This is a genomic window from Mucilaginibacter sp. AK015 (assembly GCF_014200785.1).
Classification (GTDB): Bacteria; Bacteroidota; Bacteroidia; order Sphingobacteriales; family Sphingobacteriaceae; genus Mucilaginibacter.
The window spans coordinates 1899496-1921556 of sequence record NZ_JACHCV010000001.1 but is presented as its reverse complement, the minus strand read 5'-3'; the positions used below and the strand labels follow the sequence as shown (position 1 = coordinate 1921556).

The window sequence follows — 22061 nt, the reverse complement described above, 5'->3', positions numbered from 1 at the left end:
AAGAGGAAACTGTAATAGTTAATTAACCAGATCCCCAAACAGCTGTATATGCCAGCTATCTTTAAAAGGCACCTCCCATTTGGTTTGCAGTTCGGTTAGGTTTTGGGCCAGATTGTTAAACACAATGGTTTCGGTAGTTATCCGGCCGGTTTTCAACAGCTCTTCAAACTGATGGCGGGGCACCGAGCGTATCTCTTCACCATCGCGGTAGGCCAGGTTAAACCTGTCGAAAAGGCTGATGCCGAATTGCTGTTCCAGTTTTTTCATAAAGTTAACCGAGCTGTCAATTGAGCAGCCGCTTGCGCCGGCCTGGCTCTCGTCCACCATTAATATAAAAAAACGGTTGTATCTTATTTCGGCTTTGGTAAGTAATTTATTGCCGTGGGCTGCCCAGCCGGCAGTAAAATTATCCAGTAAAACCTGTGCCTGCAGTACCTCTGCGTCGGTTAGTTTTCTGTCCGACTGGTATATCCAAACCCGTGAATGTGAAGAAAATTCCATACCGCAAATTTATCAATTTATTAATTTAGGTTTATTATAAGTTGTCATGCAAACATCACTTATGCCGGTAGGGAAAAAAGCGCTGATAATTGCAGTAATTTCCTTATTGTGCCCTTTTTTTGGTGGTTTCAGGCCCGTTATGACTGACCAGGAATGGCTAAACTGGGGCAACCGCATGCTAAATGAAAGCTATGACGCTACTGCTGAACCTAAATTGAAAAAGTACGAAATGATCCTTACCCCGGACCATTTTATGCGTCTCCGAAAAACTTATCAACAGGGTAAACAGGAGTATTATTCATTTAACATACAGCGGTTTGCAGCGCTGAATTACCTGCCCGGCAAAGCTGCTACCGACACCCTCGAAATAAAGACCCAAGCTGATGATATCATTTACCAAACCTATGAAGACCCCGCAGGTGATATCGATTCGATGGCCACCCGTTGGGATATACCCATAAAAAAGTTACCACCTCAAAGGGTGGACAGTTTGAAACAGGCACTGCTTTTTTTGAAAGGGAAAGGTTTGTAAAATGATGTGTAAAAGGATATTGTAAAAGTGAAATAAGTGATAAGGTTTAGGGTTATTAAAATTAGTTATTGCTTTATTTCTAAAGCAGCTATTTTTACCCTATTTGCTTACCTATAACACCCCTGTTTTAAACTTATCAGGGGTCACTTATGCCTTGTTCTTTATAAGCCGTTTGCCCGCACTGTAATTTCGGCAATATCCAGCACCTTTATTTCCTGTTCTTTCTCCATATGTTTCACCCCATCGGTAAGCATCGTCATGCAAAAGGGGCAGCCCGATGCTATAACGTTGGCGCCGGCTTCAATTACATCAAGCATGCGTTCGTCATTGATGTCCTTTTTGCCGGGTTCGGGTTCTTTAAACATTTGCGCGCCGCCTGCGCCGCAGCACAGGCCGTTGCTCCGGCAGCGTTTCATTTCAACCAGTTCGGTATCTAAAATCTCTAACGCCGCGCGCGGGGCTTCGTATACGTTGTTACCGCGGCCCAGGTAGCATGGGTCATGAAAGGTGATTTTACGGCCCTTAAAACTTTCGCCGCCTTCGGCCTTTAGCTTGCCTTCATCAATGAGGCTTTGTATCAGTTGGGTATGATGGATCACTTCGTATGTTCCGCCCAGCCCGGGGTATTCGTTACGGATGGTGTTAAAACAATGCGGGCACCCGGTTACTATTTTTTTGATATTGTAGGCGTTCAGCACTTCAATATTGGTCATGGCCTGCATCTGGAACAAAAACTCGTTGCCCGCGCGTTTGGCCGGGTCGCCTGTGCAGCTCTCCTCGGTACCCAATACCGCGTAGCTGATACCCACATGCTGCAATATCTTACAAATATCGCGGGTTATTTTTTGGGCGCGCTCGTCAAAGCTGCCTGCACAGCCTACCCAGAACAATATCTCGGGTTCTTTGCCTTCGGCAGCCATTTCGGCCATGGCTGGTATCTTCTGTTCCATTATTCTTCTTCGCTTATCTCGGTTATAAACTGGTTTATGCTATCGTAATTGGTAAATGTTATGGCCGAGTTGATAGTATTCAGCCTGTTTAAAATATCAAGCGCTACCACTAACGCGCCGGCTTCCGTCCCAAACATTTTGGCATCCCAGTTGATGCCTGCAAGGGTTCCGTTCTCGGCCATGCCCATGCACCAATCCTCTAAAAAAGCAGCTAAAGGTATTTCTGTGGGCAGGTAGCTTTTCCAGTCGTCGCGGGCGCATACCTTGGCAAGCGCCCTGTCGCTCCAAAAGGGGATTACGGCCGTATCTTCTTCGTCGGTAGCTTCGGCATTGGCCCAGCCTGTTTTACTTTTTAAGCCCCAAACCTGTTTGGTTGCAGCTACTTTCTCTATAAATGCTATATATTTTGCTTCTAATTCTGCTTGCATATTTATTCCTTTTCAGCCCAGTTGAACCTGTCGGCCTGGCTGTATTTCCAGGGCGCGCCGTTGTTTTCCATATTGCCGAACATATTGTTAAGGCTTGCAGGCGCCTGTGATTCTTCCATCACAATGTAACGGCGCATCTCGGTGATGATCTCCAGCGGATTAATGTTTACCGGGCAGGCCTCTACACAGGCATTGCAGGTAGTACAGGCCCAAAGTTCCTCGCGGGTAATGTAGTTATCCAGCAAGGTTTTATCATCGATATGATCCTTGCCATGCTTATCAATATTGTTGCCCACTTCCACCAACCTGTCGCGGGTATCCATCATAATTTTACGAGGCGATAACAGCTTACCCGTGATATTTGCCGGGCAAACTGATGTGCACCGCCCGCACTCGGTGCAGGTGTAAGCCTCCATCAGGTTTTTCCACGTAAGGTCGGTTACATCCTTAGCGCCAAAACGGCTTACTTCAATATTCTCGGGTACAAACGATGGATCAAGCATGGCTTTAACCTCGTTGGTTACGGTTGCCATGTTAGTGAACTCGCCTTTGGGTTCCCATTTTGAGTAATACACATTTGGGAATGCCAGCAGTATATGAAAATGCTTTGAATACGGCAGGTAGTTTAAAAAAGCCAGTATGCCAATAATGTGGAACCACCAGCAGCCCCGCTCTATGCCGGCCAGCGCGCCGGTGCCCGACGGCAGCAGTGGTGCTATAAACTCGCTTACCGGAAAGCTACCCGCGGTAACGTAATGACCAAAATGTAAAGCCTGTAATTTATAATCGGCGGCGTTCATGGTCAGGAAGGCCGTCATCAGCAGTATCTCGGTAATAAGGATGTAGTTGGCATCCGATCTTGGCCAGGCGGTCATCTCGATGCCGCTAAAGCGTTTTAATTTAAGAACATTACGACGGATAAGGAATACCACGCACGATACCAGCACCAGCAGCGCCAATACCTCGAAGCCGCCTATCAGCAAACCATAAAGGCTGCCCAGGGGTTTGGAAAATACCCGGTGCGACCCAAAGATGCCATCTATCATTATCTCCAGTACTTCCAGGTTAATGATGATAAACCCAACATATATAAAGAAATGCATTACCGCGGCAACCGGGCGTTTTACCATTTTGGTTTGGCCCAGGGCTACCTTTGCCATAATGGCCCACCGCTCGGCAGGGCGGTCGCTGCGGTCGGTATCACGGCCCAAAAGGATGTTGCGGCGTACCTTAGCCACATTTTTACCAAACAGGTAAGCAGCCCCAAGCAAAATGATGATAAATACGATTTGTGCGATCATTATATTATGCGTGCATAGTAATTTAAAGCTAAAGTAGGTATTTGATTTAATCTAAAGGTAGATATTGCCGAAATGTTTTAAACTTAGAATTTGTTTAAATAACACCGTGAAAAAGGGTGGACCTTTAAAAAAATATAAGATTTATTTGACTTTATAATTGCCTGAAATTCAATTGAACAGCACGGTGGTGATAGATCCGCGCAACTAAAGTTTAAAAAAATGTTTACAGAAATAAAAAAAAGGCTACATTTGCAAACCTTAAACGGAGCGGTATCATAGCTCAGTCGGTAGAGCAAAGGACTGAAAATCCTTGTGTCGCTGGTTCGATCCCAGCTGATACCACAAAAAGTTCGCAAGTGCTACACTCTTGCGGACTTTTTTATTTTAACAGACTTCAGATTAACACCATAGTCAGACATTGTTCAATCGGGTGCTAAAAACGGGATTGATTATTGCGTTGATATATTTGCTTCACAACTTGTACATTTTCGGTTCTTTATCCCATCTCTCGTGGTTAGCATCTTTAAATTTTGATTGTTATAACATTTCGGACAATATAGGTTTTCATCCGGTGGAAAGGTAAAGCAACCCCATTTGACTTTAGGTGTCTCGTTTTGTCTAACTGATTTTGTAGCTTTTGGTAGGGGTTTTAACACAGACTTCCATTTATTTAAAGCCCCGGTGATTTCGGGTGATATTCCCCAAGTCCCGTCGCAAAAATCTTTTTTATATAAAAAGTAATTCAACACTCCAAGATCAAATATTCCTCTACTAACTGTATCATGATGAATTATCAGAAGCGGTAAACCCAAGGCGTGCGCTATACCAGCTTCTATATGATTCCATTCAGTGGACAATTCCAAGGCCTTGTCTATTTTATGATCTTTAATTTTACCGCTGACGATATTTATTTGTGGATAACCGAGAATAATGGCTCCCTCGCACTCATTAAGCAAATCAATGACAGCATCCATAGGAGATTTATTAGGGTAGTCAGTCGTCCCTATAGTCCGTGGATTTAATTCATGACTCTTTAATAGGCTTAAGAAGTTATCGAGTCCTGCTTTGAAGTTTGGAGAAACCCAATTAGGGCGACTAAGGAATATATTCTTCATATATGATATGGTTTCGTTAAAATAATCTGCCAAACACACCACAAGAATCTTAACATTAACTTAGGTAAGTGCCCATCAGCAGAAGGTTCAATTGTTGTAAATATACATATTAGAATGAATGGTAATACATTTTAAAGAATCGGGCTATTTGTATAGTTAACTTTATTTCAATAGTCCAATGCCTTTAGTCGAAAGATTAAAGGTTTTTTCATTTAATGTGTTTTTGATGCTATTATCCCGCTGATTTGCACTTCAAAAACCCTTTCCTGGGTTTTTACTACCTTTGCACCGCATGGTGTTCAGAAAATGGTTTTACATATTTATTGCTGCATGGTTTATAAATGCGTTGGTTTGCTTTAATGCAACTGATGGCTTTATTGATGCCTGCTGTAAAACCGCACCTCAAAATTCAGGCGAGACCCTTTTTGATGTCAGCCCGCTTAAGCTTTCCGATCATGCAGTAAAAGACAATGTTGAGCATGAAGACCGCAAAGGCAGCTATCGCAACAGATACCTTAATCCGCGCCTGCTCGACTATGACATTCAGCCGCTATCTTCACAAACTTTTGGGCGACTTGCCTTTTTAAACCGTTCCGCCCTTATTATTTCAGCGTACGGAGAAAAGCTGTTTACGCCGCCTTTGCATCATTTCCTTTTCCGGCTAAGCCCATTTTAACCTTGCTGATAACTACGGTTTACCGTCATGTTAGGTGTTTCGCTCCTGATCATAACATATCAGGCGGTTAAACCAATGTAAAAAAACTGCAGTAATTACGCTCAAATTAAAACAAAACGGGCTTATTTCACTTAAAAATGTAGCAATAACGCGACACTACGTAGTGGCGCGGGGTTATCCCCTGATTATTGCAAGCGACGCTTTAAAGCCCGGCGACGCCAGACAAAAATGACATCGCCTGAGCGAGTCAGGGCTATGTGCCGCTTTAGCGGTTTGCATAGCCGCCTTTAAATATCAGTACTATGAATAAAAGACTTTTAATTATTTCGAACCGTTTACCATTAACTATTGAAAAAACCGGCAACGAGTTAACCTGCCGCCAATCGTCGGGGGGGCTTATTGCCGCGGTAAGCGCATATTTAGGTAACGACGGTAAGGATGCCTTTACCGAGAAAATATGGATAGGGGCGCCAGGCTGCTCTTCAGAAGACTGGAGTGTGGCATCTAAACCCCACCAATCAGATTACCAATACAAGCCGGTATTTATCGAGGCTGAGCAATACGAAGCATATTACAATGGCTTTTCTAATTCGCTGCTTTGGCCGCTGTTTCATTATTTTCCCTCATACGCAGAGTATCAGCCCGAAACTTTTGAAGCTTATATGGATGTAAACCGGAGCTTTGCCGAGATGCTGTCCACGCAAATAAGGATAGGCGACGTGGTATGGATACATGATTATCATTTACTACCGCTGGCCGGCATGCTGCGTAAACGTTTTCCCGACCTTACTATTGGCCTTTTCCTGCACATTCCTTTTCCCGCCTACGAATTGTTTAGAGTGATCCCGAAAACATGGCAGCGAGAATTGCTCACTGGCATGCTGGGCGCCGACCTTATTGGTTTTCATACTATGGAGTATGCAGCGTATTTCCTTTCGGCATTAGAGCTCGAATTAAAGCTAAAATCAGAGGACTCTGTAGTGTTTTGGGATGATCGCCACGTAAAAGTGGAGGCCTTTCCAATCAGTATCGATTTTAAAAATTTTCAGGAAGCGGCGGAACACGAGGCTGTTGCTGCAAAACGTCAGAATTATCTACAGCTGAAAGAAGATAAGAAAATGTTATTTTCTGTTGACCGGCTGGATTATACCAAAGGCATTTATAACCGTATAAGGGCATATAAAAACTTTTTGCTGGAACATCCGGAGTATATGGGGAAGATCGTTTTCACGCTGGTGATTGTGCCTTCCAGGGATGGGATAAAAACCTATACAGACCGTAAAAGCGCGATAGATGAGTATATAGGCGATTTAAATGGTACACTTGGCACGCTGGATTGGAAGCCTATTATTTACCAATACCAGCACCTTGAATTTGAAGACCTGGTAGCGCTTTATACTGTTTGCGATGTGGCCCTGATAACACCCATGCGCGATGGCATGAACCTGGTAGCCAAGGAGTTTGTAGCCAGCCGTACAGATCAGCAGGGCGTTTTGATACTTAGCGAAATGGCAGGGGCCGCCAAAGAACTCACCGAGGCACTGCTCATAAACCCGAATGATGAGCAGGGGATTGGCACTGCCATAAAAACCGCGCTGAATATGCCTGCCGAAGAGCAACGCGAGCGGATGACCGCTATGCAGGAGCGTATAGGCAGTTACGATGTAAACACCTGGGCGGCAGATTTTTTTGAACAGTTGGCCAAAGTGAAGACCTTACAGGAAAAGTACGCGGTGCAATTATTGGATACCTTTAGCCGCGCACGGCTTTTAAATGATTATGCAGCCGCAAAACAGCGATTGATACTATTGGACTACGACGGCACGCTGGTGCCTTTTGCAAGCGAACCGCACCTTGCCCAACCTACCCCGGAGTTATTGAGCGTGCTGGAAGAATTGGGCAGGGATGAGCGTAACGACGTTTATATCATAAGCGGCAGGGACGGTACAACGCTGACCAAATGGCTGGGACATTTGCCTGTGGGACTAATTGCTGAACACGGCGCAAAAACGAGGCTGAAAAACGCTGAATGGACAAACAAGACTACGGTTCCGGAAAACAATTACCTTTTAGGTGTAGAAAAGCTGATGACAACCTATGTGAATAAGTGCCCGCATTCATTTATCGAGCATAAAGAATTTTCGCTGGCATGGCACTACCGCAAAGCCGAGCCGTTTCAGGCCAAAATCAGGGCCGACGAATTGTATAAGGAACTGGTAAATTATACAGGCCCTTTACCGCTTGATGTGCTGAACGGGCATAAGGTTATAGAAGTGAGGAACCGGATGATAAATAAGGGGATGGCCGTATTGGAGATACTTAAAACAAAAAACTACGACCATATTTTATGCCTCGGCGACGACCAGACAGATGAGGATATGTTTAAAATACTTACATCGGTAAAAGCGGCCTGCACTATTAAAGTAGGCGATACCCCGTCATTTGCACACTACAACATTTACTCGCCTTACCAGGTACAATCGCTGTTGCAAACAATGGTTGAATACCCAGAAGTAGTAAAAAATTAAGGTAAGTACAAATCATTTGCCGCCGCTTTTTAACGCCTTATTATATTCGTCGAGGCATTTATCAAGCGGCTTGCCCTTTTGATGGATGCAGTCGCAGAAAATGTTGCAGGCGCCAGGGTTTTTACTGTTGGCGCATTGCGCATTACATTCCGCCAGTGTATTACGCGGCCTGATGCTATACAAGTTACCAACTACGGCAGCTACTATAACAACCGTAGCAAATACACCGGCGAAAAACCGGACAGGGAATTTTTCGCTGATAACGGGTTTTACCGGTGGTTGGTTAGCGCTTGCCGGCTCATAAAACGGCAGGATGTATTTGATCTTGTCGTAATTCCAGCATATCAGGTACAAATTTGCCAGCACCATTAAAGGCGACGACAGGAGCGACCCATCAAACCGCACCGCGAACGACAAAATGCAAATGTTTAATATTATAGGGAAGTAGAGCAGCGCACCAAGCACCGCAGTACGCGGGATAAGTAGTAGTATGGCTGCTGTAACCTGTAAAACGCCAATAAATGTATAATAATAACCGGTGTGGTGCAGGGCTTCTAAATAATGCCCCATGGGGTGGTTGTTAGATAACGAGGTAAACCGCTCGCCCATGATCTTAACAAATCCCGATGGTATAAAGCCTGCTGCCAGGGCTATCCGGTTAAAAACTGAAAAGTAGCGCAACCATTTATTACCCTTCGCGCGGGCGTGAAGCTGATCAAGACGATATGAAAGCATTGTTGTAAGTTTTATAAAAGTACTTTGAAATACAAAGTTATAATTTTTATATAATTTACAAATTCTTTTCTACCGGATATTTATAAATCCCTTATTGCAAGGGTGGTATACCGAGTGTAAAATTATTGGTTTGAAAATTAACGTGTTACGCAAAAAGTGCCAAATCAGACAATCAGTTAACAAACATTAAACAATATCAGCACGTTTTTCATCGTCTATGTAAAACATCGCTCTACAACTAAAAGCTATGAGACACAAAATAAAACTACCCGACGGGACCTTGCAACTCATCGACATTACAAGCGCGTATTTTAAAACCTGGCATGTGTGGAACGTTAAGTTCGCCGACGGTAAAGTAGCTATGCTTTTTAAGATCGGAAGCGAATGGATGCAGCGTAACGAAGACTTTTTAGACGAGCACGTAGTAAACGCCATCGGTAAACGGATAGACAGCATACTGCTAAGGCGCAAAATAGCTTTTTAAGCTAAGAACAGGCAACGCCCCTCCTTGCTTGTTTATCGCTTTATGCCGGGTTACGTCTAAGTACAAGTAGCGGAACACCCCGGGAAAATCAATGTAGCTGATTTGTGAAAGTTTTTTAATTATAAGTTGTTGTTTATTAGTACCTTCGCGGCCCACTAATTAATTATGATTAAAAAATACGCACTGTGTTTGTTGATTGCCACGGCTATAGCCGGTTGCAAAAAAGAGGTAACTATAAAAACACAGCCAAAGCCGCCGGTTGTTGCCCCCGATAGTGTTTCGTTTACATCGGTAAAGCTGGAAGCAAAGAAAAACCCCGGCATTATTACCAAAGACCTTGTTTGCGACATTACAGACGACCAGATAACCGCGGTTATACCACAGATGGAAAAGCTGAGTAAAAAGCTGGTGGTAACCTTTACTACTCAAAATTCAACAGTTACCAAAAACGATACTTTACAGGTAAGCGGAAAAACCGCTGTCGACTTGCGCAAGCCTGTAACTTATACACTTACATCTGCCAAGGGCACTACACGAAATTACCGCTTTACGGTTAAAGTTTTTACAGGCATCCCCGTTTTATACCTTACTACCAACGGCCCGGTTGTATCAAAAGACGACTATGTTACCGGTAAGGTAGACGTTGACCCTAACAATAGTTTTGAGCAGGAGAAATTGAGCATCCCACTGAAAATAAAAGGCCGCGGTAACTCAACCTGGTCAGAATTCCCGAAAAAACCATACCGTTTAAAATTTAATGATAAGGCCGCCATGCTGGGGATGCCTGCCGCTAAAAATTGGGTGTTGCTGGCCAACTACGATGATAAGACCTTAATGCGTACCCGTATAGCATTTGAGTTTGCCCGCCGCATAGGATCGGATTTTGCACCGCAGAGCCGTTTTGTTGAGGTGGTTATGAACGGGAAGTTTTTGGGTAATTACCTGCTAACCAGCCAGGTTGAGGTACACGAGAACAGGGTGAATATTACCGAAATGACCGAAAATGATAATAGCGGCGACGCGCTTACCGGCGGCTATTTGTTGGAACTTGACCAGCGTAAAGACGAGAAATTTTGGTTCGTAACAAAAAAGAACCTGCCATTCACCCTTAAATCGCCCGAAGAAACTACGCCTGCACAACTTAAATATATAAAAAAGTATATCCAGGATACTGAGGATGCCCTGTTTGCAGATAACGCTAACGACCCCGTGAACGGTTATGCCAAATATATTGATGTAAATTCGTTCATGAACTGGTTTTTTGTAGAAGAAGTGGTTAAAAATCAGGATGCCCGGGATTTTAGCAGTATATTTTATTATAAAGAACGCAAGGGCAAGTTACACATGGGCCCCGTTTGGGATTTTGATCTTAGTAGCGGTAACGTAGATTACTCGCCAGCAAAAGACCCTAAGAGCTGGTATATACGCGATGCCACGTGGATGGTACGGCTGTTTAAGGATGTGGCGTTCAGGAGCAAGGTTAAAAAACGCTGGAACGAGATACGCAGTACGGCGGTTGAAGCTATTTTTAAAGATATTGACGACAATGCGGCTTACCTGAAGCTCTCGCAACAGCAAAACTTTAGCAAATGGCCTATATTGGATAAATATGTTTGGCCGAACGCTGTGGTATTGGGCAATTACGACCTGGAAGTGGCTTATGCAAAGGATTTCCTGATGCAGCGTATAGCCTGGATAGATGCGGAGATAGCGACCTATTAACATATTAAAGATAAAAGCCCATACCGGTAAATCCCCCAACTTACCGGATATGGGCTTTGTAATATGCCGCAAAATACGGCATTGCTCATATCAAACACTGGATTACCCGGGTTAGTTATGAGGTTAGTTACTTTAATTAGTAACACTGCTAAAATAAAATGCTGCTGGCGTTAATTACGGGTTAAAACACCCCATTTTAAAAGTGAAATAGCCCATCACGTGATCATTTCGAACTTATCGATAATTATGGGCAGGCAGTTTTTCCTAAATACGCCGTTTATTTTCTCAACTGTTCATTAAGCTTTGCGCTACAGCCATCAGGCGGCATCATGAAAAATAACGCCCAGCGTATGCCTGTCGCCACGGGTTACTTCGCTAACCCCATGTTTCATATTAACGCGATAATAACCCTTGCTGCCCATTACCGGCCTAAAGTTGGTGGTGAATAACAACATGTCGCCTTTGTTGGGGTTCAATACCGTCGCTTTCGATTGCATCCTTGGCCGCTGTTCTACCAATACAAACTCGCCGCCATCATAATCTTTGCCGTGTTGGTTAAGGCATACTACCAGCTGCATAGGGAAGTAAACCTCGCCGTACAGGTCCTGGTGGAGGGCGTTGTAGCCGCCCTGGTTATACTTTAATATTAAAGGAGTTGGGCGTAGTTGGTTATGCTGATGGCAGAGCTGCGTAAGTTCGGATAAGCTATCCGGGAACCGCTTATCGATATTTAGAACCTCCATCCACTTATTGGCGATGGGGGCAATGTGCGGGTACACCTGCTCCCTTAGTTGCTGCACTATGCCCGGCAATGGGTAGCTATAATATTTATACTGGCCAAGCCCGTAACCATGGTGCTCCATTACGATGGTTTTGCGGTAGAGATCAGGTTGCGCGTATTGGCTAACCAGTTCATCGCACTCGTTAGCCGATAATATGCCCGGTATTTTAGCATAACCCCTGGCGTGCATGCTTTGAGTTACTCCGGCCCAGTCGGCCCCTGAAATTATTTGCTGTAGATCCATACTGCTGTGTTTTGAAACAAATGTAGTGCGCTAACACTACCCTTGAAACCCGAATGTTGCGGTATTTTACAATACCGCTTTCCGGCCACGTCATTGCGAGGTACGAAGCAATCTCTACACAGGACAAGCGGCTATGCAAAGTTTGGAGATTGCTTCGTACCTCGCAATGACGTGGTTTATTCGCCGTTAGCCGACGGGGTTAGGAGATTATTTCAACTCATCCAGCACCTTAAACATTTTTACCCTGATGCCGCTGCCGGGGCCATAATAATTGTTTACCATGATAGAGAAACAAAGCTGGCGGCCGTTGTGCGTTTGAAAGCCCGCGTAGGCCTGCACGCTGTTGATGCTGCCGCTTTTCATCTTCATATCGTTATATACCGGCAGGCTCTCATAAAAATCGCTGAACCACGCCTCTTTTTTTGCTGATTGCAGGATGCGCGCCATGGTCAATGTGGTGATCCTGTCTTGCGGTGACAAACCGCTGCCGTCAAAAATATTCATCGAGCGTTTGTCAATGCCCTTCAGTTCCCAAAAATCTTTCATTATGTCCACGCCGTCGGTGGTCGAGGCGGGCTTGCCGGCTTTAACGGCAATGGTGGCCAGCAGTTGCTCGGCATACAGGTTAATGCTTTTTTGATTGAGCCAGTAAACGATCTTGCTTAATTCGGGCGATTGTATGGTTGCAACATTTTTCGTTGCTTCGGGAACAGTTTTCCCCTTATCTGCCAGCATAACCGAGGATACAGGCTCGCCGCTTACCGCAATGCCAATACGCTCAAGTGTATCAGTCAGGCGCAGGGCCGCATCGTATGCCGGGTCGGGTATAGCGGCGGCTATGCGCTTTTTGGTTTGGTCTACCGCGTATGTACCTCGTATGTACATTACTTTGCTGCCAAAGGCCGGCAGGTAAGAGTAAGCCAGGTCGCCGGTTTTCGGTTCGCCGTTGGTTAGCTCGCTTTTATATTGCAGGTAATTGGTAGCCGGAATGGTACCTGATACACTGATGGGGCTGCCCACAGGGCCGGTATGCAGGGTAATATCAAACTGGTTTTCGCGCCAGCAAAGGCCGGCTATGCCCGCACCGTAGTAGGTGCCCAGGTCTTGCCAGATCCAGGCATCGGGGATAGACTGGTTTTTAAAAAGGCCGTTATCGCCAATAATGCAGCCCACTATTTTTTTGATACCCGCTTTTTTTAGCGCGGTAACCATGGTATTTAAAACTACACCTTCGCGGGTTGATGCCCAGCGCCAGCTGCCCAGGGTAGGGTCGCCGCCGCCTTTGATGATGATATCGCCGGTAAGTGTGCCGTTGGCGCTGATGGTACCTGTATAGCCCACCTGCGTTTGAAACTGAAAATCCTTTCCCAAAACATTAAAAGCGGTTATACTGGTAACCGTTTTTAATGTTGAACCGGGTGCAAGCCCCATATCAGGGTTTACGGCAAATACCTGTTCGCCGGTTTTGGCATCCAGCACGGTTAACGATACAGATGCATAGCGGCACTGGTCGTCCTGCTGAAAACGGGTAAATGCCTTTTGTAAATTTTGCTGCAGGGTTTGCGCCCCCGCAGCGTTTGCTATAAATAAAATACTAACTAACCACTTCCGTTTTATCCTCATTATTAACGTTTCGTTGTGATATATAATAAATAGGGATACCGATTAAAACGATGCCTAAACCAGGCCAGGTAAAATCTGGCTTGTAAATAATTAATAACGTACAAAAAGCCAATCCCATTATAATGTACACCACAGGCAGCACAGGGTAGCCAAATGCTTTGTAAGGCCTTTCGGCATTTGGCATTTTTTTACGCAGGATAAATATACCGACGATGGTAAGCACATAAAATAATACTACCACAAACGATATCATATCCAGCAGATCGCCATATTTACCGCTTAAGCAAAGTATCGAGGCCACAACGGCCTGTATCCATAAGCCAAACTCGGGTACGTCAAATTTGTTTAAAGTGCCTGTCCTTTTAAAGAATAAGCCATCCTTAGCCATTGAATAATACACCCTTGATCCGGCAAGTATCAACCCGTTGTTACATCCAAAGGTCGAGATCATGATCATCACCGCAATAACAAGGGCGCCCTTGCTGCCGAATATCACAAAGGATGCAGCCACGGCCACGCGATCTTTATCGGCATTAACAATATCATGCAGGGAAAGGACACCGGTATAAACTATGTTGGCGCATACATAAATGATGGTTACGATCATGGTGCCGAAGAAAAGGCTCAGCGCAACATCCCGCTTAGGGTTCTTCATTTCGCCGGCTATAAAGGTTACGTTGTTCCAGGCATCGCTGCTGAAGATAGAACCCACCATCGCTATGGCGATAGCACCCAGGGCGGCGCTCATGGTATAATCAGTTGTAGTGCCATCCTTGGCCAGTTTGTGCATATCCCAGGCGTTGGCCCAGTTGGCGGTCCAGATATCGCTCTTAAAGGCCAGGAAACCAAAAATGATCAGCCCGAATAAGCTTAACAACTTGGTTAAAGTAAAGGTGGTTTGTATCAGTTTGCCGCCTTTAACGCCCCTTGTATTGATAAATGTAAGGAAGAATATCAGCACAATAGACACGATCTGCGCCGCGCTGATCTTTACAAACCCTGCATCAAACAAAATATTGTCCTCGCTTACCGCAGGTATCAGATAGGCTGTAAATTTAGAAAACGCCACACCCACGGCGGCTATCGTCCCGGTTTGTATTACCGCGAAAAAGCTCCAGCCGTATAAAAAAGCAATCAGTTTATTATAAGCCTCTTTCAGGTAGATGTACTGGCCACCTGCCTTTGGGAACATAGCGCTTAACTCGCCGTAGCTTAAAGCAGCGGTAAGTGTCATAAAGCCAGTTATCAGCCATACAGCTATCAGCCAGCCGGCTGAGCCTACATTACGTGTGATATCGGCACTTACGATAAAAATACCTGAGCCGATCATGGAACCTGCTACCAGCATGGTGCCATCCAGCAGGCTTAGTTCGTGCTTTAAATGAGGTTTAGAAGTTTCCTTAGTCATTAGGGTTTAGTTTAAACTACTAAACTATTCAAAAACTTTAAATGACAGACTATTGTAAAGAAATTAATTTATATTTTGCGGCAACCAATTATATTTGCAAGCTTTTTGCAAAAACTGATCAAGCACTAACTAAACACTAAATTTAACATATGGATCTTCTGAACAATTACTTAATTTATTTAATACCTGTAATGGGCCTCATCGGGATCATTGTGATGGCGATAAAATCGGCATGGGTTACCAGTCAGGAAACAGGCGATGCCTCGATGAACCAGCTTGCCGGTTACATTGCCGATGGCGCAATGGCCTTTTTGCGTGCCGAGTGGAAAATACTAAGCTACTTTGTAGTAGTCGCCGGTATATTGCTGGCCTGGAGCGGTACCACCGTTGCTACATCAAGCCCGATAATTGCAGTTTCGTTTTTGATAGGCGCGTTCCTTTCGGCGTTTGCAGGTTACCTGGGTATGCGCATCGCTACAAAATCAAACGTACGCACAACACAAGCTGCTAAAACAAGCCTTGCCAAAGCGCTGAAAGTATCGTTTACAGGGGGTACCGTTATGGGCCTTGGCGTTGCAGGTTTGGCTATCATAGGTTTAGGCTCGTTATTCATTGTGTTTTATACCATGTACGTAACCAGTAAGGGCGAAGCCGTTAACGGCGAGGCTATGGCTAAAGCGCTTGACGTTTTAGCCGGGTTCTCGTTAGGTGCCGAGTCTATCGCGCTTTTCGCGCGTGTGGGCGGTGGTATTTACACCAAAGCTGCCGACGTAGGTGCCGACCTTGTAGGTAAGGTTGAAGCAGGTATCCCTGAGGATGATGTGCGTAACCCTGCTACCATTGCCGATAACGTAGGCGATAACGTAGGCGACGTTGCCGGTATGGGCGCCGATTTATTCGGTTCGTACGTGGCTACTATGCTGGCTACCATGGTACTGGGCCGCGAAATTGTATCGCACGATAGTTTTGGTGGTATCGCCCCGGTATTGTTACCAATGGTTATTGCCGGTTTGGGATTAATATTCTCGATAGTAGGTGCATCGATGGTTAAAATATCAAAAGAAACAGATAGCGTACAAAAAGCTTTGAACATAGGCAACTGGGCATCAATTGTGTTAACAGCAGTTGCTACTTATTTTGTGGTACAATGGATGCTGCCTGCAGATAGTTTCCACATGTTACGTGACGAAGATGCAAACGGCGCTGTTAAAGCAGGTTCGTTAGTGTTCACTAAAAACGGTGTGTTTGGTTCTATCCTGGTAGGTTTGGTAGTAGGTACCTTAATGTCTATCATCACTGAATACTACACCGCAATGGGTAAACGACCGGTGCTGAGCATTATTAAACAATCATCAACCGGCCATGCAACCAATATTATTGGTGGTTTAGCTATCGGTATGGAATCAACTGTATTGCCTATCCTGGTATTGGCTGCGGGTATTTATGGTTCCTATTTTTTCGCGGGTTTATACGGCGTGGCTATTGCTGCTGCAGGTATGATGGCAACAACGGCTATGCAATTAGCTATCGACGCGTTTGGCCCAATTGCCGATAACGCCGGTGGTATTGCCGAAATGAGCCGCCTGCCCGAAGAAGTGCGTGGGCGTACAGATAACCTGGATGCCGTAGGTAACACTACCGCAGCAACAGGTAAGGGTTTTGCTATCGCCTCTGCCGCGCTAACCTCACTGGCCTTATTCGCGGCGTTTGTGGGTGTTGCCGGCATCGAGCATATCGATATTTACAAAGCCAACGTTCTGGCAGGTTTATTTGTGGGCGGGATGATACCTTTTATCTTCTCGGCTTTGTGTATTTCGGCAGTAGGCCGGGCGGCTATGGCCATGGTTGAAGAAGTTCGCCGCCAGTTCCGCGAGATACCGGGCATTATGGAGTACAAGGCACGCCCTGAGTATGAAAAATGCGTGGAGATATCAACCAAGGCATCAATCCGCGAGATGGTTGCACCGGGGCTTATCGCTTTAATTACCCCGATCATCATTGGTTTTGCATTCGGTCCCGAAGTATTGGGTGGTTTGCTGGCCGGTGTTACCGTATCGGGCGTGTTGATGGGTATCTTCCAGAGCAACGCCGGTGGTGCATGGGATAATGCTAAAAAATCGTTTGAAAAAGGTGTTGAGATAAACGGCGAGATCTACTACAAAAAATCTGAGCCGCACAAAGCATCGGTAACAGGTGATACTGTGGGAGATCCGTTTAAAGATACCTCGGGCCCGTCAATGAACATCCTGATCAAATTAATGTCAATCGTATCGCTGGTTATCGCGCCGCACCTGAACAGCGCCGATAACACCAGCAAAATGATGCAGAAACAAGAGAAGGTACAGTCCATGAATGTACACCAGATACATGTAGATAAAAAGATCTAAGCATCTTTAAAGTATATAGAAAGCCTCCCGATTTTTCGGGGGGCTTTTTTGTTTTGGGGAAAGATTTATATTAGCATAAATGAAAGCCTTTACCGGGATCGTCCTTTACACCCTCTGCCTGTACGACATCTACCTTTACCTGCCGGATATATTCGACGTATTTAAGTTGGATATCCAACCGCCAACAACCGATTACCTGCTATACTTTGATGGCGCTATGTTACTAATAGGAGGAATAGTTTTAGGCATTATGCTGATACGTACCGGCGGTAAGTTCAACAAGGCTTTAGGTGTGGCTATGATGTTGATGAATTTGGTATTGACCCCGTGGTTTATATTAAGGGGGTTGCCGGGATGAAAAAACAAACACTTAAACTTATAATGATATCAGGCATGATGGCAATTGGCTGTCACGGTAAGAATACCGGTCAACAAACCGTGACAAAAGCCTTGGTTGCGAAACCTATCGATGAAAATCGATCTGCATTAATAACGGGTTTTGAAGTTTTTTTCAAAAGGTTTAATACCGATTCGGTATTCCAGATAGACCATGTTGATTTTCCGTTAAGGGCTAAAATTGTTGATGAAGAAATCGATACTACCATTTATATTCCCAAAAGCAAATGGCAGTATGTAAGCCTGTTAAATAACAAGACAGATATTGTAAAAAAAGTAAAGGTAAGCGAAAGCGAAATTACCATAATACATATGGTTGAAGATACGGGTTTACATGTAAGTTACCATTTTACACGAAAAAACGACGATTGGTTATTGGTATCCGTGGTGGATGAGTCGGATTAGATACTTATTTATCCAACTTTACGATCATCAAATTTGATACATGGCCATAATAATTAACACATGCAACGACCAGGGGAGATCAGTTTTACTGGAATTTTCGGTTAATCGCAACTGCTGTATGAATGGATAGCCCGGCCGCAAGCAACGCTATTAAAAATGAGGACCATTAAATCAGGAGTTAACACGGAAAGTTCGTTCCTTATTTATTTAAAACATCAGTTTTGAAATAAGCTGGTACTTAGTGTTTTCAACCGGCGCAGTTTTGCGGATAAAAAACAAACTTTAATCCACTCATAATCACAAGCTTTTATTCTGTATAAATCATCAATACTGTTGTTACATTCTGCTCTTTAACTTTTCAATAAATTTAAGTACGTTTGGGGGAAACTGATTTCAAGACTATCATAAACTGATCTTATTAATTAAAACATGAAGGTATTTGTAAAAAAATCTATTGAACAGCTAACCAGTACGGTTGATACGGAAGGCAGCCTGAAGCGCACGCTTGGCGCGGGTAGCCTTATCGCTTTGGGTATTGGTGCAATTATTGGCGCAGGTTTGTTCGTACGGACCGCTGCTGCTGCCGGCGAACACGCCGGTTCGGCAGTTACCCTGTCATTTATCGTGGCGGCTATTGGCTGCGCGTTCGCGGGCCTTTGCTACGCCGAATTTGCTTCTATTATCCCTATTGCAGGTAGCGCGTATACTTACGCCTACGCAACCATGGGCGAAATTGTTGCCTGGATCATTGGATGGGCACTAATATTAGAATATGCGCTTGGTGCGGCAACGGTATCCATAAGCTGGAGCGAATATGCCAATAAACTTCTCGACGGGAGGATACCGTATGAGTGGTGCCACTCCCCGATGGAATCTATCATGGTAAACGGGCACAGTGTGCATGGTATTGCCAACCTGCCTGCCTTATTGATACTTGTTATATTATCGCTGTTATTAATAAAAGGTACGCAGGAGTCTGCTACCGTAAACGGTATCATCGTATTTATCAAAGTGGCTATCGTGTTGGTGTTTATTGCTATAGGCTGGCAATTTATTAACCCTGCTAACCACACGCCATACCTTATTCCTGATAATGCGCCGGACATTATTCAACAAAATGGTAAGCCCTATTCTTATGCGCCGTTCTTTAACCACGGCTGGGGCGGTATTATAAGCGGTGCCGGTGTGGTGTTCTTCGCCTTCATCGGTTTTGATGCCGTATCAACAGCCGCTCAGGAAGCTAAGAACCCTAAGCGCGATATGCCTATTGGGATATTAGGTTCGTTAGTGGTATGTACTATTCTTTACATACTGTTCTCGTGGGTTTTAACCGGCGTTGCGCCTTACACCGATTTCATGAAATCGGGTAAAGAAGCTTCGGTAGCCTATGCTATCAGTAATTACATGCACGGTTACAATTGGTTGTCTACCATGGTTACTGTGGCTATCCTTGCCGGTTTCTCTTCAGTTATCCTGGTGATGCTGATGGGCCAGTCGAGGGTGTTCTACACCATGTCTACCGATGGTTTATTGCCAAAAGTATTTTCAGACCTTCACCCAAAATTCAGGACCCCATACAAAAGCAATATGATCCTGTTCATATTTGTTGGTGCTTTCGCGGCATTTGTGCCGGGCAGCGTAGCCGGCGACTTAACGTCCATAGGTACTTTGTTTGCCTTTATCCTGGTTTGTGTGGGTGTAATATTACTCCGCAAAACCGATCCGAACCTGCCAAGGCCATTCAAAACGCCACTTGTACCATTGGTGCCTATTTTAGGTATTATTGTTTGCGCGGCTATGATAATTGGTTTACCCCACGAAACGCAGATCAGCGCTTTGGTTTGGATGATAGCCGGGTTGTTAATTTACTTTGGTTACAGCAAAAAACATAGCAAACTGGGTACCGCTGGCGATATATTGCCTAAAGCCTCAGATTTCGAAAAACAGTAATTATTTTATTACATCAGCAAAAAGGTTCTGCAATTGCAGAACCTTTTTTGTTTTGAACCCTTTTGTATGGGATGAAAGCCAACCGCATAATTTGGGTACTTGTAGTTATTGCTATTATCAACTCTATGGGGTTTGGTATCATCATACCCCTGCTGTACCCTTACGGAAAAAAGTTTGGTATAACAGAGCATACCATCGGCCTGCTTACGGCGGCATTTTCAGTAGCGCAGTTTTTTGCCACCCCCGTACTGGGCTCGCTTTCAGATAAGTGGGGGCGCAAGCCTTTGCTGGTTTTCAGCCTTATTGGTACTGCTGCGTCGTTTGTTTTGTTTGGGTTGGCCAACAGCATTTTTATGCTTTTTGCCGCCCGCATACTGGATGGCTTAACCGGTGGCAACATATCAGTAGCGCAGGCGATGATATCAGACATTTCGACGCCTAAAGAGCGGGCCAAAAACTTTGGGATACTGGGCTCGGCATTTGGGTTCGGCTTTGTAATAGGCCCGGCTATTGGCGGCCTGCTCAGTAAGTTTGGTTTAAAGGTGCCTTTCTTTTTTGCTGCAGGTATTGCGGTTATCGGCGTTTTGCTCACGCTGTTCTTACTAAAGGAAACCAATCAGAAAAAAGGGAGTAAAGCAAAGCAAAAACATAGCTTTAGCTTTATATCGCTTTATACGGTATTAAAAAAGCCGGTTATCGGCACGGCTATATTCACCGGGTTTTTACTCACCATGGCGCAGTTTACCATGCTTATAGGTTTCCAAACCTTTAGCGTTGACCAACTTAAACTTAACCCTACCCAAATAGGCCTGTTTTACGGCGGTTTTGGAGTAAGCGGTATACTGATGCAAATGCTGGTTCCTGCGGTAAAAAAAATAATATCATCGCAGGCGGTGATACTTTTGCTATCAACTATTTGCTGCCTGGGCATGATGGTTTTGGCGGGGTTTGCCACAGCGCTGTTGCTGTTTGCCATAGCAATTGGTATTTATGGGTTGTTTAACGGCTTGCGCAACCCCATGTTAAACGCTATTATAGCCGACCACAACGACGATAGCGAGCGCGGCGAGGTAATGGGTATCAATCAGTCATACGCCTCAATAGGGCAAACGCTGGGGCCGGTAACGGCAGGGCTGGTCACAGCAATTTCTGTTCATAGTATATTCTTTTTATCATCTTTATATATTTTAATTGCACTTTTGTTTAGTATTCGTTTAATTTCAAAAGAAAAAACAAGCTAAACCTATGCATCCAATTATCTTTAAAGAGGTGTTATCTGTTACGATGATCCTTTTTGCCATTATCGATATACTTGGCGCTATCCCTGTAATAATACAACTGCGCCAAAAGGCGGGGCATATCGAATCGGAAAAGGCGAGCATTGCTGTATTGGTGCTGATGGTTGCGTTTTTATTTGTTGGTGATGAGCTGCTGGCCGTGATCGGGCTGGATATCTCCTCATTCGCAATAGCGGGCTCCATTGTAATATTTATCATCGCGCTGGAGATGGTGCTGGGCGTAAACTTTTTTAAAGAGGAGATGCCCGAATCGGTATCAATTGTTCCGCTCGCGTTCCCCCTTATAGCCGGCGCCGGTACCATGACAACGCTGCTATCCCTTAAATCGCAGTACCAAACCCAGAACATCATCGTAGGCATTGTGCTGAACACCATATTTGTTTACCTGGTGCTCAAAAATGTAAAATGGCTCGAAAAGCTTTTCGGCCAAACCGGCCTGCACATCCTGCGCAAAGCGTTCGGTGTAATATTGTTAGCTATCGCGATAAAATTGTTTAGAAGTAATAGTGGGTTGTAAGCCTCAAATCATAACGACCCGTCATTGCGAGGTACGAAGCAACTCCCGATAGACAAGACGTATGCAAAGTTTATCTATAG

General features: G+C 44.8%; 20 protein-coding genes and 1 tRNA gene. 12 read left to right on the top strand and 9 right to left on the bottom strand.

What is annotated here, in order from left to right; all coding sequences use genetic code 11:
* Positions 1-18: 18 nt before the first annotated feature.
* Positions 19-501, bottom strand: a complete 483-nt coding sequence (locus HDC91_RS08570; protein WP_183550520.1) for an ABC transporter ATPase — start codon at positions 499-501, stop codon at positions 19-21.
* A 46-nt stretch (positions 502-547) separates the two neighbouring features.
* Here HDC91_RS08570 and HDC91_RS08565 point away from each other — a divergent pair, with 46 nt between their 5' ends.
* Positions 548-1033 carry a hypothetical protein gene (locus HDC91_RS08565; protein ID WP_183550517.1) on the top strand — a complete coding sequence of 162 codons (486 nt, stop codon included), beginning with the start codon at positions 548-550 and terminating at the stop codon, positions 1031-1033.
* Positions 1034-1194: 161 nt separating this feature from the next.
* Here HDC91_RS08565 and HDC91_RS08560 read toward each other — a convergent pair whose 3' ends face one another.
* The 3 genes from HDC91_RS08560 to HDC91_RS08550 are packed head-to-tail and all read right to left on the bottom strand — an operon-like array spanning position 1195 to position 3712.
* Positions 1195-1983: a (Fe-S)-binding protein gene (locus HDC91_RS08560; RefSeq protein WP_183550514.1), complete on the bottom strand. Its 789-nt coding sequence runs from the start codon at positions 1981-1983 to the stop codon at positions 1195-1197.
* Positions 1983-2411: a DUF2750 domain-containing protein gene (locus tag HDC91_RS08555; protein ID WP_183550511.1), complete on the bottom strand. Its 429-nt coding sequence runs from the start codon at positions 2409-2411 to the stop codon at positions 1983-1985. Before HDC91_RS08555 ends, HDC91_RS08560 begins: the two co-directional genes overlap by 1 nt.
* A gap of 2 nt (positions 2412-2413) precedes the next feature.
* Complete coding sequence (locus HDC91_RS08550) at positions 2414-3712, bottom strand: (Fe-S)-binding protein (protein ID WP_183550508.1); 1299 nt, start codon at positions 3710-3712, stop codon at positions 2414-2416.
* Positions 3713-3981: 269 nt separating this feature from the next.
* On the opposite strand from HDC91_RS08550, the gene HDC91_RS08545 reads away from it, so the two are divergent.
* Positions 3982-4054 (top strand) — tRNA-Phe (locus HDC91_RS08545).
* A gap of 107 nt (positions 4055-4161) precedes the next feature.
* Here the strand turns inward: HDC91_RS08545 and HDC91_RS08540 are convergent.
* Positions 4162-4827, bottom strand: coding sequence for a hypothetical protein (locus HDC91_RS08540; RefSeq protein WP_183550505.1), 666 nt, complete (start codon positions 4825-4827; stop codon positions 4162-4164).
* Between the two features lie 292 nt (positions 4828-5119).
* Here HDC91_RS08540 and HDC91_RS08535 point away from each other — a divergent pair, with 292 nt between their 5' ends.
* Both HDC91_RS08535 and HDC91_RS08530 read left to right on the top strand, forming a co-directional pair.
* Positions 5120-5503 (top strand): hypothetical protein, encoded by a 384-nt coding sequence (locus HDC91_RS08535; protein ID WP_183550503.1) that lies wholly within the window; start codon positions 5120-5122, stop codon positions 5501-5503.
* A 302-nt stretch (positions 5504-5805) separates the two neighbouring features.
* Positions 5806-8031 carry a bifunctional alpha,alpha-trehalose-phosphate synthase (UDP-forming)/trehalose-phosphatase gene (locus HDC91_RS08530; RefSeq protein ID WP_183550500.1) on the top strand — a complete coding sequence of 742 codons (2226 nt, stop codon included), beginning with the start codon at positions 5806-5808 and terminating at the stop codon, positions 8029-8031.
* A gap of 12 nt (positions 8032-8043) precedes the next feature.
* Here the strand turns inward: HDC91_RS08530 and HDC91_RS08525 are convergent, their stop codons facing one another.
* Positions 8044-8766: a DoxX family protein gene (locus HDC91_RS08525; RefSeq protein WP_183550497.1), complete on the bottom strand. Its 723-nt coding sequence runs from the start codon at positions 8764-8766 to the stop codon at positions 8044-8046.
* 247 nt (positions 8767-9013) lie between these two features.
* Between HDC91_RS08525 and HDC91_RS08520 the strand changes: the two genes are divergently transcribed.
* Together HDC91_RS08520 and HDC91_RS08515 are read left to right on the top strand one after the other, a co-directional pair.
* Positions 9014-9250 (top strand): hypothetical protein, encoded by a 237-nt coding sequence (locus HDC91_RS08520; RefSeq protein ID WP_162431269.1) that lies wholly within the window; start codon positions 9014-9016, stop codon positions 9248-9250.
* 165 nt (positions 9251-9415) lie between these two features.
* Positions 9416-10972 carry a CotH kinase family protein gene (locus HDC91_RS08515; protein WP_183550494.1) on the top strand — a complete coding sequence of 519 codons (1557 nt, stop codon included), beginning with the start codon at positions 9416-9418 and terminating at the stop codon, positions 10970-10972.
* A 317-nt stretch (positions 10973-11289) separates the two neighbouring features.
* Here HDC91_RS08515 and HDC91_RS08510 read toward each other — a convergent pair whose 3' ends face one another.
* The 3 genes from HDC91_RS08510 to HDC91_RS08500 all read right to left on the bottom strand — a co-directional run bounded on the left by HDC91_RS08510 (position 11290) and on the right by HDC91_RS08500 (position 15028).
* Entirely contained in the window at positions 11290-11997 is a 708-nt protein-coding gene (locus HDC91_RS08510; RefSeq protein ID WP_183550490.1) for a 2OG-Fe(II) oxygenase, read from the bottom strand.
* A 207-nt stretch (positions 11998-12204) separates the two neighbouring features.
* Positions 12205-13620, bottom strand: coding sequence for a D-alanyl-D-alanine carboxypeptidase/D-alanyl-D-alanine-endopeptidase (gene dacB, locus HDC91_RS08505; RefSeq protein ID WP_183550487.1), 1416 nt, complete (start codon positions 13618-13620; stop codon positions 12205-12207).
* Complete coding sequence (locus HDC91_RS08500) at positions 13592-15028, bottom strand: APC family permease (protein ID WP_183550484.1); 1437 nt, start codon at positions 15026-15028, stop codon at positions 13592-13594. Before HDC91_RS08500 ends, dacB begins: the two co-directional genes overlap by 29 nt.
* Positions 15029-15177: 149 nt before the next feature.
* Between HDC91_RS08500 and HDC91_RS08495 the strand changes: the two genes are divergently transcribed.
* The 6 genes from HDC91_RS08495 (at position 15178) to HDC91_RS08470 (ending at position 21981) form a co-directional block, all read left to right on the top strand.
* Complete coding sequence (locus HDC91_RS08495) at positions 15178-17415, top strand: sodium-translocating pyrophosphatase (RefSeq protein ID WP_183550481.1); 2238 nt, start codon at positions 15178-15180, stop codon at positions 17413-17415.
* A gap of 79 nt (positions 17416-17494) precedes the next feature.
* Positions 17495-17773, top strand: coding sequence for a hypothetical protein (locus tag HDC91_RS08490; RefSeq protein WP_183550478.1), 279 nt, complete (start codon positions 17495-17497; stop codon positions 17771-17773).
* Positions 17770-18216 carry a hypothetical protein gene (locus HDC91_RS08485; protein WP_183550475.1) on the top strand — a complete coding sequence of 149 codons (447 nt, stop codon included), beginning with the start codon at positions 17770-17772 and terminating at the stop codon, positions 18214-18216. Before HDC91_RS08490 ends, HDC91_RS08485 begins: the two co-directional genes overlap by 4 nt.
* Positions 18217-18645: 429 nt before the next feature.
* The gene (locus tag HDC91_RS08480) at positions 18646-20166 is read left to right on the top strand and encodes an amino acid permease (protein ID WP_183550472.1); all 1521 of its coding nucleotides are present in this window, start codon (positions 18646-18648) and stop codon (positions 20164-20166) included.
* Positions 20167-20237: 71 nt separating this feature from the next.
* Entirely contained in the window at positions 20238-21407 is a 1170-nt protein-coding gene (locus HDC91_RS08475) for an MFS transporter (protein ID WP_183550469.1), read from the top strand.
* A gap of 4 nt (positions 21408-21411) precedes the next feature.
* The gene (locus HDC91_RS08470; protein WP_162431281.1) at positions 21412-21981 is read left to right on the top strand and encodes a MarC family protein; all 570 of its coding nucleotides are present in this window, start codon (positions 21412-21414) and stop codon (positions 21979-21981) included.
* The last annotated feature ends 80 nt before the right edge of the window (positions 21982-22061 follow it).